Here is a 12,554-nt window from a genome sequence, read left to right as displayed (position 1 = left end):
AGCGCGGGTGGGTCACGGGGTCGGCGGCACCGGGGTGCCGTCGATCGTGAAGACGCCGCCGTCGTTGTGGTTGTCGGGGTTGGTCGGCGCGGTGTTGCCGGAGATGACGACGTCGGTGACGGTCAGGATGCCGGTGCTGCTGTTCCACAGCCCGCCGCCCTCGTTGTCGGCGTTGTTGCCGGTGACCCGGCCGCCGTCGTAGGTCACCACGCCCGCGGCGGTGATGTGCAGGCCGCCGCCGTTGCCGGGCGAGGCGCCGGTGTCGTTGCCGGTCATCACGACGTCGCGCAGGGCGACGGTCGTGGCGTCGGTGGTCTCGATCGCACCGCCGGCGCGCACCGAGGTGTTGGCGTCGAAGGTGGTGCCGGTGACCTCGAGGACACCCTTGTTGAGGAGGCCGCCGCCCGAGCCGGCGGTGCCGGTCGCGGAGTTGTCGTCGACGGTGGAGTCGCGCACGGTCAGGGTGCCGCCGTCGTTGTAGAGGCCGCCACCACCCTGGTCGGCGTCGTTGCCGCCGGCGGTGTTGCCGACGATGTCGGAGCCGGTGACCGTGAAGGTGCCCGACGCGCTGTTCCACAGCCCGCCGCCCTCGGCCGAGGCGGTGTTGCCGCTGACCTCGGTGCCGGTGACGTCGACGCTGCCGGCGCCGGTCAGGTGCACCGCACCGCCGTTGCCGGGCGCCGCGCCCGCGGTGTTGTCGTTGAGCGAGGAGCGCAGCACCCGCGTGGTGCCGACGTTGGCCTCGATCGCGCCGCCGGCGCGCTGGGCGTCGTTGCCCGTGACGTCGCTCTGCACGACGCTCAGGGTGCCCTGGTTGTTGAAGACGCCGCCGCCGGAACCGGCCGCGCCGGGCGCGGAGTTGCCGGTGACGGTGCTGCCGCGCACGGTCAGGTCGCCCATCTCGTTGTAGAGGCCACCACCGCCCTGGTCGGCGGCCGCGCCCGCGGCGACGTTGTCGGTGACCTCGGAGCCGCGCACGGTGAAGACGCCACCGGCGCTGTTCCACAGCCCGCCGCCCTCGGCGAGCGCGAGGTTGCCGCGCACCGTCGAGCCGACGACGTCGACCGTGCCGGTGCCGGTCAGGTGCAGGCCGCCGCCGTTGCCGGGAGCCGCGCCCGCGGTGTTGTCCTCGAGCGAGGAGCGGCGCACGGTCGTGTCGCCGCCGACGGCCTCGATGCCGCCGCCGGCGCGCGGGGCCTCGTTGTCGGCCACCGTGGACTCGACGACCTCGAGGGTGCCGAGGTTGTTGAGGATGCCGCCGCCCGAGCCGGCCGCGCCGGAGGCGATGTTGTCGTTCACGTGCGAGCCGGTGACCTGCAGGAAGCCGCCGTCGTTGTAGATGCCGCCGCCGCCCTGGTCGGCGTCGGCGCCACCGGCGGTGTTGCCCTCGACGCGGGTGCGCTCGACGACGAAGGTGCCGTCGGCCGAGTTCCACAGCCCGCCGCCCTCGGCGCCCGCGGAGTTGCCGCCGATCCAGCTGCTGGTGATCTCGACGGCGCCGGCGCCGGTCAGGTGCAGGCCGCCGCCGTTGCCGGGCTCGTCGCCCGTGGAGTTCTTGACCAGGCGGGTGCCGATGAGCTGGGTCAGCCCCTCGTTCGCCTCGATCGCACCGCCCGCGCGGGTCGCGGTGTTGCGGGCCAGGCGCGAGTCGGAGATGAGGACCTTGCCGCCGTCGTTGAAGACCGCGCCGCCCGAGGCGCCGGTGCCGGTGACCTGGTTGGCCAGCATCGAGGTGTTGCGCACGACCAGCTCGCCGTTGACCAGGATCGCCCCGCCGCTCTCGCCGGCCGCGGGCGCCCCGCGGCGCAGCCGCGCGTTCTTGACCACCAGGCGGGCGCCGTCGGCCACGGTGAAGACGCGGTCGACGCCGGCGGCGTCGATCGTGTGGCCGCGGGCGTTGAGCACCAGGTCGTCGGTGACCTCGATGGCCCCGCCGAGGCGGCCGTTGAAGCGGACGTCGTCGCGCAGCTTGACGCGGTCGAGCCCGCCCTTGCGGTTGGCCTTCGCCACGGCCGAGCGCAGCCCGGCCTCGTTGTCCGCCTTCGAGCTGCGCTGCTCGGACGGCCGCTCGGCCGCCTGCGAGACGCTGGGGGCGGCCGCGACCGCTGCCAGCGCGAGCGCCCCGGCTGCGGCGCCGCTGAGCAGCCGCGCGCCTCGGGTCCTGGGTGTCGTCATGTCGTGCCCTTCTCCTGGGGTGCGACCTGGCGGCCGCGCGAGCGCGCCCCGGCGGGGCGCGGTGGTCTGTCAGGGGTGGGTACGCCGCCCGAGCGCCCCGCGTTCATCCCTCCCCGCAATTGCCGACCAGGCCCGGACCTCGCGTCGACCCGGCCCGAACTTCGCGCTCGGGCCATCCCCGGCGGGCCCGGTTCCGAATGAACGGTGAGCAGGTCGGCGCCGTACTCATCGACAGGGATGGGCGCGACGGGTCCTGGAGAGGGCGGCGGCATCAGCATGGGGACGCAGGTCGAGGGGTGGGCGGGTGCTCGGAGGACGGCGCGCGCGGCGCGGACGGGCCGGCCCGGGCGGAGCGCGGCCAGGCCCGGCGGCGACGGCGAGGGGCTGCACGACGAGGACGCCGTGCACGCCGCCTACCTGCGCCACGGGCCCGAGATCTACCGCTTCGTGCTGCGCTCGCTCGGTGACCGCGGCGCCGCCGAGGACGTCACCCAGGAGACCTTCCTCAAGGCCTGGCGGCACGCCGAGCGCTACGACCCGGCGCTCGCGTCGCTGCGGGTCTGGCTCTTCGGGATCGCGCGCAACGTGGTGATCGACCACGCGCGCGCCGCCCGGGTGCGGCCCTGGCAGTCGGCGCTCGCCGGCGACGAGGCGGTGCAGGCCGCGCTCCACGAGACCGGCGGCACCGAGGGCGACCCCTCGGAGCGGCTGGTGGGACAGTGGGTCGTGGAGGAGGCGCTGAGCCGCATCAGCGAGCACCACCGGGTCGCGATCGTGCAGACCCACCTGCGCGAACGGCCCTACGACGAGGTCGCCGCCGAGCTGGGGGTGCCGGTGGGCACGCTGCGCAGCCGGGTCTTCTACGGGCTCAAGGCGCTGCGCGCCGCGATGGACGAGATGGGGGTGGCGCCGTGAGCGACGACCAGCAGCAGGACCGTCACGAGCAGCTGCGCGAGCTGCTGGGCGCCCACGTGCTGGGCCACCTCGACGACCTCGAGGCGGGCGCCGTGCGCGCCCACCTCGACGGCTGCGCCGCGTGCCGCGCCGAGGTCGCCGACCTCGAGCCCCTGGTGGCGCGCCTCGACGCCGTCGACCCCACCCACCTCGACGAGCGGCCCTCCCCGGCCGCCGGCCTGGGGGCACGCATCCGCGGCGCCATCGCCGCCGAGCAGTCCGAGCGCGACCGGCGCGAGCGCGCCGAGGAGCACGAGGCGGCGCGCTCGCGCTCCCGGCGTCGTACGACGCTGCTGACCGCGGCCGCCGCCGTGGTGGTGCTCGCCCTCGGCGCAGGAGTCGGCCTGGGGCGGGCCACCGCGCCGGAGCCTCCGGCCGTGCCGCTGGAGGCGATCAGCCTCGAGGTCGAGACGCCGGGGGAGGGCGCGGGCATCGAGGTCGAGAGTGCGGGACTGGTCGCCCACACGTGGGGCACCGAGCTGCGCCTGGTGGGTGCGGGCTTCGAGGAGGGGGCGGTCTACCAGGCCGCGTTCCGCGACGGGACGGGCCGCCTGACGCCGGCGGGGCAGTTCCTGGGCACCGGCGGGGACGACATGACCTGCAACCTGCAGTCGGCGCTGCTGCGCGCCGACGTGACGGCGGTCGTGGTGCGCGACGAGGCGGGCCGCACGGTGCTCAGCAGCGCCCTGTAGGGACGCCTGGGCGGACGGGCGACGGCACTGGTCCAGACCACCGGCGACGCCGGAGACGCCCGTGTGACCTGCGTTACACAGTCGTGACCTGGGGATCCTTGACGTCAGACGTGCGTAAGCGCTTGCATCGGGGGTAACGCACCACCCGCCCGGAGCACGTCAGAGAGAGGGAGCCAGATGCGCTCACGCAAGATCCGGCACGCGACGATCGCGGCCATGGCCGCCACCGGCCTCGTCCTGGCCGGCTGTGCCAGTGACACCAGCACCAGCGAGACGAACACCGCCGAGGGCACCTCGCCCGGCGAGGGCGTCGAGGGCTGCGAGGACCTGACCCAGTTCGGCGACCTCAGCGGCACCGAGGTCAACGTCTACACCTCGATCATCGAGCCCGAGTCCGACGCCCACAAGGCGTCCTACGAGAAGTTCACCGAGTGCACCGGCGCCGAGGTCAGCTACGAGGGCTCGAACCAGTTCGAGACCCAGCTCATCGTGCGCGTGCGCGGCGGCAACGCCCCCGACATCGCCTACGTCCCGCAGCCGGGCCTGCTCGCCACCCTGGTCGACACCGGTTCGGTGGTGCCGGCTCCCGAGCCGACCGCCGAGAACGTCGACGAGTTCTGGGGCGAGGACTGGAAGGGCTACGGCACCGTCGACGACACCTTCTACGCCGCCCCGCTGGGCGCCAACGTCAAGTCGTTCGTCTGGTACTCCCCGACGATGTTCGAGCAGGAGGGCTACGAGGTCCCCGAGACGTGGGACGACATGATCGCCCTGTCCGAGGAGATCGCCCAGCAGGGCGACATGAAGCCCTGGTGCGTGGGCATCGAGTCCGGCGAGGCCACCGGGTGGGTGCTCACCGACTGGCTCGAGGACGCGCTCCTGCGTGACGCCGGCGCCGACGTCTACGACCAGTGGGTCAACCACGAGATCCCCTTCGACGACCCGCAGGTCGTCGAGTCGCTCGACCGTGTCGGCGGCATCGTGAAGAACCCCGACTTCGTCAACGGCGGCCACGGCGACGTCAACTCCATCGCCACCACCACCTTCCAGGACGGCGGCCTGCCGATCACCAAGGGCGAGTGCGCGATGCACCGCCAGGCGAGCTTCTACGCCGCCCAGTGGGACGACCAGACCACCGTGGCCGAGGACGGCGACGTCTTCGCCTTCTACCTGCCCACCACCAACGACGAGCAGGGTCGCCCGGTCCTCGGCGGTGGCGAGTTCACCGTCGCCTTCGACGACCGCCCGGAGGTGCAGGCCTTCCAGACCTACCTCTCCAGCGACGTGTGGGCCAACGAGAAGGCCAAGGCCACCCCGGCCGGCGGCTGGGTCAGCGCCAACACCGGCCTCGACATCGAGCTGCTCAACAGCCCGATCGACCGGCTCTCCGCCGAGACCTTCCAGGACCCCGAGGCCGTCTTCCGCTTCGACGGCTCCGACCAGATGCCCAGCGCCGTGGGTGCCGGTTCCTTCTGGAAGGAGATGACCTCGTGGGTCACCGGTGACGACAGCGGGACCGCGCTGTCCAACATCGAGGACTCCTGGCCGAACTGATCGAGACGGTCCCGTACGCCGGGTCGCGGCAGCCCCGCGACCCGGCGTACGGGCCACCCGGCCGGTCCACGAGAGAGAGACGGGGTAGGACGACGTGACGACACCCGAGAAGCTCATCCAGATGGTCATCGCCATCGTGCTGTTCGTCGGCGTGATGGCGGCCATCCTGCTGGTGACCGCGCGACTGAAGTCGCGCAGCGGTGAACGGATCCAAGCCGCGGCCTTCGTCGGCCCGGCGCTCTTCCTGGTGGCCGTCGGACTGCTCTACCCGGCGCTCAAGACCGCCTACCAGTCCTTCTTCGGCGCCAACGGCGACAACTTCGTCGGCATCGACAACTACATCGACATCTTCACCAGCTCCAGCCTGCTCACGGTGCTGCGCAACACGCTGCTGTGGGTGCTGCTGGTGCCGACCCTGTCGACCTTCATCGGCCTGGTCTACGCGGTGCTGGTCGACCGCTCCCGCTTCGAGAAGCTGGCGAAGGCACTGGTCTTCCTGCCGATGGCGATCTCGCTCGTGGGCGCCTCGATCATCTGGAAGTTCGTCTACGAGTACAAGGGCACCGAGAACACCCAGATCGGCCTGCTCAACGGCATCTTGAAGGCGCTGGGCTTCGACACCTACAACTTCTTGTTCAACGACCCGTGGAACACGTTCTTCCTGATCATCATCCTGGTCTGGATCCAGGCCGGTTTCGCGATGACGATCCTCTCGGCCTCGATCAAGGCCATCCCCGACGACATCGTCGAGGCCGCCAGCCTCGACGGGGTGAGCGGGCTGAAGATGTTCTTCTTCATCACCGTGCCCAGCATCCGACCGTCGCTGATCGTGGTGCTGACGACCATCAGCATCGGCACCCTGAAGGTCTTCGACATCGTGCAGACCTCGACCGGTGGTCGCTTCGAGACCAGCGTGCTGGCCTACGAGTACTACTTCCAGTACTTCGTCTCGCTCAACCAGGGCCTCGCCGCGGCGCTGGCCGTGGTGATCTTCGCGCTGGTCAGCCCGATCATCATCTACAACGTCCGTCAGTTGCGGAAGCTGGAGGCACGATGACCACCACGCCCACTCCCGAGCCGGCGATGGTCAAGGAGACCCCTGGCCCCACGACCGGCAAGAAGTCGGCCTCCCGGGCGGCCCGCGAGGGCCTGTCCAGCAAGACCGCCTCGGGCGTCAGCCTGGTCATCGCCCTGCTCTGGACGCTGCCGACCTTCGGCCTGCTGGTCTCCTCCTTCCGTCCCGAGAGCCAGGCGAAGGGCAACGGGTGGTGGAACGTCTTCACCAACCCCGACTTCACCCTCGACAACTACCGCGAGGTGCTCGGCGGCGAGGGCAGCGCCAGCCTGACGACCTTCCTGGTCAACTCGATCGTCATCACGATCCCCGGCGTGCTGATCCCGATCACGCTGGCCACGCTGGCGGCGTACGCCTTCGCCTGGATGAAGTTCAAGGGGCGCGACGCGCTGTTCGTGGCGATGTTCGCGCTCCAGATCGTGCCGATCCAGGTGACGCTGATCCCGCTGCTCTCGCTCTACACCTCGCCGCCGTTCAACCTGCGCCCGCTGGCCGGGCGCGACGCCCCGGCGGGTGGCCTCTACGAGCTGTGGCTCTCGCACGCGATCTTCGCGATGCCGCTGGCGATCTTCCTGCTGCACAACTTCATGCGCGAGATCCCCGGCGAGCTCATCGAGTCGGCGCGCGTCGACGGGGCCGGCCACGTCGAGATCTTCACCAAGATCATGCTGCCGCTGATGGCGCCGGCGATCGCGGCGTTCGGTATCTTCCAGTTCCTGTGGGTGTGGAACGACCTGCTCGTCGCGCTGGTCTTCAGCGGACCAGACGTGGCGCCACTGACCGTCAAGCTGGTCAACCTCGTGGGTCAACGAGGAGAGGACTGGCACCTGCTCTCGGCGGGCGCCTTCGTCTCCCTGGTGATCCCGCTCGCGGTCTTCCTGGGCCTGCAGCGCTACTTCGTGCGCGGGCTGCTCGCCGGCAGTGTGAAGGGATGACCCTCCCCCCGCAGCGGGGGGAGGGTGCAGGGGGGCCCTCAGGGTTCGGCGCGCTCGCGTGCGACCCCGGCCAACCAGTCGTAGGACGCCTTGGGCGTGCGCGTCTGGTCGGCGGGGTCGATGTGCACCAGCCCGAACGTCTTGGTGTAGCCGTAGGCCCACTCGAAGTTGTCGAGCAGCGTCCAGACCAGGTAGGCGCGCACGTCGGCGCCCGCCGCGCGTGCGGCGTCGGTGGCGCCCAGGTGGTCGCGCAGGTAGCCGATGCGGTCCTGGTCGTCGACCCGGCCGTCCTCGACCCGGTCGTCGGCGCAGGCCGCGCCGTTCTCCATCACCAGCAGCGGCAGGGAGGTGCGTCGGTGGGTCTCGACCAGCAGCTCCTCGAGCCCGGAGGCGTCGATCTCCCAGCCGATGTCGGTACGCGGCTCGCGCACGGCCAGCTCGAAGGGGGCCACGCCCGGGTAGGCCCCGCCCTCGGGGTGCTCCTGGCCCTCGGCGCGGGCCGGGTCGGGCACGTCGGGGCGCACCGGGGTGTAGTAGTTGATGCCGATCCAGTCGGCCGAGCCCTGGGCCAGGGCCAGGTCGCCGTCGCGGACCAGCTCGGGGTCGGCCAGCTCGGGGGCGACCCGCAGCAGCCCGTCGTCGTACGCGCCGTCGACCAGGGGATCGAGCCAGACCCGGTTGCGGATCGCGTCGACGCCGTCGGCGACGTCGGCCGCCTCGGGGCGCTCGGGCCAGACCGGGGCCAGGTTGAGCACGATGCCGACGTCGCGGGCGCCGGCGGCGCGCATCCGCTCGGCGGCCAGCGCGTGACCCAGCACCAGGTGGTGGGCGGCACGGTGGGCGGCCCCGCCCTCGCGGCGACCGGGGGCGTGCACGCCGGCGGCGTACCCGAGGTAGGCCGAGCACCACGGCTCGTTGTGGGTGGCCCACAGCCCCACCCGGTCGCCCAGCCGCTCGTGCACGACCTCGGCGTAGTCGGCGAACGCCTCGGCGGTGCCGCGCTCGAGCCAACCGCCGGCGTCCTCGAGGGGCTGGGGGAGGTCCCAGTGGTAGAGCGTGGCCGTCGGCTTGACGCCGCGCTCGAGCAGGCCGTCGACGAGGCGGTCGTAGTAGTCGAGGCCACGGGTCTCGACCCGGCCGCGGCCCTCGGGCAGCACCCGCGGCCAGGCGATCGAGAAGCGGTACCACTGCACGCCGAGGCCCGCGACGAGGTCGGCGTCCTCGGCCCAGCGGTGGTAGGAGTCGCAGGCGGTGGTGCCGTCGCTGGCGTCGGTGACGGTGCCGGGCCGCGAGGTGAAGGTGTCCCAGATCGAGGGACCCCTGCCGTCCTCGCCCGTCGCACCCTCGACCTGGTAGGACGCGGTGGCCGTGCCCAGCTCGAGGGTGGAGCCGTCGGGCAGTCGCGAAGGTGTGCTCATGGCTCCACCGTAAGCCACATGGTTGACCGGTACAAAGAGGAAGTGTCATGACCAGCATCCACGACCTGGCCCGGGAGACCGGGGTGTCCACGGCGACCGTCTCGCGAGCCCTGCGCGGGCTGCCCCGGGTCTCCGAGGACACCCGGCGCCGGGTGATGGAGGCGGCCGTGCGCCTGGGCTACGTGCCGTCCCCGCACGCGGTCGGCCTGGCCAGCGGCGGCCAGACCCGCACCGTGGCGATCGTGGTGCTCTTCGTGACCCGCTGGTTCTTCGCCACCGTGATCTCCGGTGCCGAGCAGGTGCTGCGCGAGCGCGGGTACGACGTGCTGCTCTACAACCTCGACGACGACGAGGAGGCGCGACGGCGGGTGCTCGGCACCCACCTGCTGACCAAGCGCGTCGACGCCATGCTCATCGTCGGGCTGGGCCCCACGCCCCAGGAGGTGCACTGGCTCAGCAACCAGGGGATGCCGGTGGTCACGGTGGGCGCCCGGGTGGCGCAGTGGCCCAGCGTGCGCGTCGACGACGAGCTGGTCGCGCGCACCGCGGTGGAGCACCTGCTCGAGCTGGGGCACCGCCGCATCGCCTACGTCGGCATGCTCAACGACGCGAGCCTGAGCCTGGCCACGCCGCGGGCCCGGGTGCGCGGCTACCGTGACACGCTGCGCGACGCCGGGATCGACCCCGACCCCGACCTCGAGCTCGAGGGCGGCTTCACGCTCGAGGGCGGGACGACCGCGGGGCACCGGCTGCTGGCCCTCTCGCCGCGGCCCACGGCGGTCTTCTGCGCCTCCGACGAGATGGCCTTCGGCGTGCTGCGGGCCGCGCGGCGCGAGGGGCTGCGGGTGCCCGAGGACCTCTCGGTCGTCGGGGTCGACGACCACGAGATGGCCGCGCTCTTCGACCTCACCACGATGCGCCAACCGGTCCTCGACCAGGGCCGGGTGGCGGCCCAGCACGTGCTGAGGCTGATGGACCCACGGCAGGACGCCGAGGCCACCGACCACGTCGAGCTCGCCACCGAGCTCGTGGTCCGCTCGACCACCGGCGCGGCCCCGGGGGGAGCGGCGCAGGGGGCCCACCGGGAGGGCGCGACGGTGGGCGTCGAGCGGTGAGGGCACCGGTCGGCGGGCAGGGCGGGCGCTTCCACGACGGCGGCACGCCCACCCAGCCGCCCGACCGCGGAGCCCCGGCCCGGGTGCTGCTCGAGCGGCGCTTCGCCGACGGCGAGGAGACCTGGGCGATGCTCCGGCGCATCGCCTACGACGACCGCCACCTCGGGGAGCTGCTCGTCCCGGCCGACCCGGCCACCTTCACCAGCGACCTGACGTCGGTGCCGTCCGTGCTTACGTGGCTGGTGCCGCGCACCGGCGCCCACCTGCCCGCGGCGCTGGTGCACGACGCGCTGGTGGGGCCCGCCGACGACGGCGCGGCGGCGTACGTCTCGAGCGAGGGGCACGTGGTCGACCGGGTCGAGGCCGACCGCGTCTTCCGCGACGCGATGGCCGACACCGGCACCGGCGTCGTACGCCGCTGGCTGGCGTGGTCGGCGGTCACCCTCGTCACGCTGCTCGGACGCGACCAGCCGTGGCCGGCGTGGCAGCGCTGGCGCTACCGGCTCACGGTGGTCGCCAGCCTGCTGATCATCGTCTGGCTGGGCTGGTGCGCCACCTGGGACCTGCTCGACCGCAGCGGACCGCTGGCCCCGGGGATGCCGTGGATCCCCGAGAGCTCCCTCGCCGCGGAGCTCGTGGCGGGTGCGGCCGGGGCGCTGGTGGTGCCGCTGGTGCTGGCGCTGGCCTGGGGCCGGTTCCGGGTGGCCGGTGCGGTGCTGGGCACCGGTCTGGCGCTCCTGCTGCACGTCACCGTCGTGGTGGGCGCGCTCAGCGTGCTGGCCTGGTCGGCGGAGGTGCTGGTGGCGCGAGCGCCGCGGGTCGCGGCGGCCCTGGCCGCCCTCGTCGTCGCGGCGGCCGCGGTGGTGGTGGTGGTCGTCGCGGTGCTGCGCTGAGACCGCTCAGCGCAGCGAGTACGTCGCCAGCGAGACGCCGACGTAGTGGGTGACGAAGGCGAGGATCGTGAAGGTGTGGAAGACCTCGTGGAAGCCGAACCACCGCGGGCTGGGGTCGGGGAACTTGAAGCCGTAGACGGCGCCGCCGAGGGTGTAGAGCACTCCGCCCGCCGCGATCAGGACCAGCACCCCGATGGCCATGCCGGTGCCCAGCCGCGAGGTGGCGCCGTCGATGAAGCCGGGGATGAAGAAGAGCGCCGACCAGCCCATGGCGATGTAGATCGGGGTGTAGAGCCAGCGCGGGGCATCGGTCCAGAAGACCCGGAACAGCACGCCCAGCACCGCACACGTCCACACGGTGCTCAGCAGCACCACCCGCTCGGTGCCCTGCAGCAGGATCAGCGCGAGCGGGGTGTAGGAGCCGGCGATCAGCACGAAGATGTTGGAGTGGTCGAAGCGGCGCAGGAACGCCCAGGTGCGCGGTGACCAGGTGCCGGTGTGGTAGATCGCCGAGACCGTGAAGAGCAGCAGTGCCGAGCCGGTGAACACAGCCGAGCCGATGCGCGTCGTGGTGTCGGGCGACAGCGCGACCAGCACGATGCCCGCGGCCAGCGTCAACGGGGCGATGCCCAGGTGCAGCCAACCACGCAGCTTGGGCTTGATCTCGTTGAACTTGTGGTGCACCGACTCCTGCAGGTGATCCACGCCGTGACGGACCGACTCGGGGAGGTGGGCGCTCATGCCGTCACAATCTACCGGTCCGGTCCGTCTCGTGGGGTGCTCGAGCGGCCCGCTGGGGCAAACATCACGTGTCCGGCGCGGGTCGCAGCGCCCAGGCCGTAGCCTGAGCAGGTGGCGGACTGGAAGCGAGGGGTGCGGCGGGTGCTCTACCCGGCGTACGAGGCTCGGCTGCTGCGACGCCTGCCCGAGAACCTGCCGCGGCACATCGGGGTGATGCTCGACGGGAACCGACGCTGGGCGCGCGCCGTGGGGCACGACACCGCGCACGGCCACCGGGCCGGGGCGGCCAACATCGAGCCGCTGCTGGGCTGGTGCGACGAGGTCGGCATCGAGGTGGTCACCCTGTGGCTGCTCTCGACCGACAACCTCAACCGGCCCGCGAGCGAGCTCGAGCCGCTGCTGCAGATCATCGGCGACGCCGTCGACTCGCTGGCGGTGCAGCGACGTTGGCGCCTGCACCCCGTGGGGGCGCTCGACCTGCTGCCCGCCGCGACCGCCGAGCGGCTCAAGGCGGCAGAGGAGGCCACCCGCGACGTCGACGGGATGCTCGTCAACATCGCGGTGCCCTACGGCGGGAGACGCGAGATCGCCGACGCGGTGCGCTCGCTCCTGCTCGAGCACGCCGAGCGCGGCACCTCGATCGAGGAGCTCGCCGCCGTCGTCGACGTCGACATGATCGGCTCGCACCTCTACACCCGCGGCCAGCCCGACCCCGACCTGGTGATCCGCACCAGCGGCGAGCAGCGCCTCGGCGGCTTCCTGCTGTGGCAGAGCGCCCGCTCGGAGTTCTACTTCTGCGAGGCCTACTGGCCCGACTTCCGTCGCGTCGACTTCCTGCGCGCCATCCGGGCCTACGCCCTGCGCGAGCGCCGGCACGGCACCTGACCCTCCTTGGTCGACGTGCTCGCCGTACGCCGTGTGCTCACGGGGTCTCGGCGTCGCTCGAGCCTTCGGCCCTCGCTGCTCGACCAACGACCGCCGTTGGTCGAGCAGTGACGAGCG

11 protein-coding genes are annotated in these 12,554 nt (G+C 72.4%); 8 read left to right on the top strand and 3 right to left on the bottom strand.

From position 1 onward, the window contains the following. Positions 1–12 precede the first annotated feature (12 nt). On the bottom strand, positions 13–2,175 hold the full coding sequence (locus ABKW28_RS11280) for a hypothetical protein (RefSeq protein ID WP_348609464.1): 2,163 nt from the start codon (positions 2,173–2,175) through the stop codon (positions 13–15). 276 nt (positions 2,176–2,451) lie between these two features. Between ABKW28_RS11280 and ABKW28_RS11275 the strand changes: the two genes are divergently transcribed. From ABKW28_RS11275 to ABKW28_RS11255, 5 genes are all read left to right on the top strand, one after another. Further along, on the top strand, positions 2,452–3,090 hold the full coding sequence (locus ABKW28_RS11275) for a sigma-70 family RNA polymerase sigma factor (protein WP_348609461.1): 639 nt from the start codon (positions 2,452–2,454) through the stop codon (positions 3,088–3,090). Then, on the top strand, positions 3,087–3,821 hold the full coding sequence (locus ABKW28_RS11270; protein WP_348609459.1) for a zf-HC2 domain-containing protein: 735 nt from the start codon (positions 3,087–3,089) through the stop codon (positions 3,819–3,821). Before ABKW28_RS11275 ends, ABKW28_RS11270 begins: the two co-directional genes overlap by 4 nt. Positions 3,822–3,998: 177 nt before the next feature. After that, positions 3,999–5,375, top strand: coding sequence for an ABC transporter substrate-binding protein (locus ABKW28_RS11265; protein WP_348609456.1), 1,377 nt, complete (start codon positions 3,999–4,001; stop codon positions 5,373–5,375). Positions 5,376–5,469: 94 nt separating this feature from the next. Then, positions 5,470–6,432: a sugar ABC transporter permease gene (locus ABKW28_RS11260; RefSeq protein WP_348609453.1), complete on the top strand. Its 963-nt coding sequence runs from the start codon at positions 5,470–5,472 to the stop codon at positions 6,430–6,432. Beyond that, entirely contained in the window at positions 6,429–7,385 is a 957-nt protein-coding gene (locus ABKW28_RS11255; RefSeq protein WP_193668990.1) for a carbohydrate ABC transporter permease, read from the top strand. The genes ABKW28_RS11260 and ABKW28_RS11255 overlap by 4 nt, the downstream gene beginning before the upstream one ends. Before the next feature lie 38 nt (positions 7,386–7,423). Here the strand turns inward: ABKW28_RS11255 and ABKW28_RS11250 are convergent, their stop codons facing one another. Further along, positions 7,424–8,803 (bottom strand): GH1 family beta-glucosidase, encoded by a 1,380-nt coding sequence (locus ABKW28_RS11250; protein ID WP_348609450.1) that lies wholly within the window; start codon positions 8,801–8,803, stop codon positions 7,424–7,426. 47 nt (positions 8,804–8,850) lie between these two features. Here ABKW28_RS11250 and ABKW28_RS11245 point away from each other — a divergent pair, with 47 nt between their 5' ends. Then, positions 8,851–9,918 (top strand): LacI family DNA-binding transcriptional regulator, encoded by a 1,068-nt coding sequence (locus ABKW28_RS11245; RefSeq protein ID WP_348609447.1) that lies wholly within the window; start codon positions 8,851–8,853, stop codon positions 9,916–9,918. Then, positions 9,915–10,811, top strand: coding sequence for a DUF1353 domain-containing protein (locus ABKW28_RS11240; RefSeq protein ID WP_348609444.1), 897 nt, complete (start codon positions 9,915–9,917; stop codon positions 10,809–10,811). Before ABKW28_RS11245 ends, ABKW28_RS11240 begins: the two co-directional genes overlap by 4 nt. 6 nt (positions 10,812–10,817) lie before the next feature. Here ABKW28_RS11240 and ABKW28_RS11235 read toward each other — a convergent pair whose 3' ends face one another. Then, complete coding sequence (locus ABKW28_RS11235) at positions 10,818–11,552, bottom strand: hemolysin III family protein (RefSeq protein ID WP_193668994.1); 735 nt, start codon at positions 11,550–11,552, stop codon at positions 10,818–10,820. A gap of 111 nt (positions 11,553–11,663) precedes the next feature. Between ABKW28_RS11235 and ABKW28_RS11230 the strand changes: the two genes are divergently transcribed. Then, positions 11,664–12,437 (top strand): isoprenyl transferase, encoded by a 774-nt coding sequence (locus ABKW28_RS11230; protein WP_348609441.1) that lies wholly within the window; start codon positions 11,664–11,666, stop codon positions 12,435–12,437. Positions 12,438–12,554: the final 117 nt, after the last annotated feature.

Origin of the sequence: Nocardioides sp. 31GB23 (assembly GCF_040012395.1) — a bacterium.
In the GTDB taxonomy this organism is placed as follows: domain Bacteria; phylum Actinomycetota; class Actinomycetes; order Propionibacteriales; family Nocardioidaceae; genus Nocardioides; species Nocardioides salarius.
This window is presented reverse-complemented; position numbering and strand designations above follow the sequence as displayed.

Excerpts from the sequence above, each read along its gene's own strand:
- ABKW28_RS11280 (WP_348609464.1), bottom strand. The coding sequence starts at position 2,175 with ATGACGACACCCAGGACCCGAGGCGCGCGGCTGCTCAGCGGCGCCGCA.
- ABKW28_RS11275 (WP_348609461.1), top strand. The coding sequence starts at position 2,452 with ATGGGGACGCAGGTCGAGGGGTGGGCGGGTGCTCGGAGGACGGCGCGC.
- ABKW28_RS11265 (WP_348609456.1), top strand. The coding sequence starts at position 3,999 with ATGCGCTCACGCAAGATCCGGCACGCGACGATCGCGGCCATGGCCGCC.
- ABKW28_RS11255 (WP_193668990.1), top strand. The coding sequence starts at position 6,429 with ATGACCACCACGCCCACTCCCGAGCCGGCGATGGTCAAGGAGACCCCT.
- ABKW28_RS11250 (WP_348609450.1), bottom strand. The coding sequence starts at position 8,803 with ATGAGCACACCTTCGCGACTGCCCGACGGCTCCACCCTCGAGCTGGGC.
- ABKW28_RS11245 (WP_348609447.1), top strand. The coding sequence starts at position 8,851 with ATGACCAGCATCCACGACCTGGCCCGGGAGACCGGGGTGTCCACGGCG.
- ABKW28_RS11235 (WP_193668994.1), bottom strand. The coding sequence starts at position 11,552 with ATGAGCGCCCACCTCCCCGAGTCGGTCCGTCACGGCGTGGATCACCTG.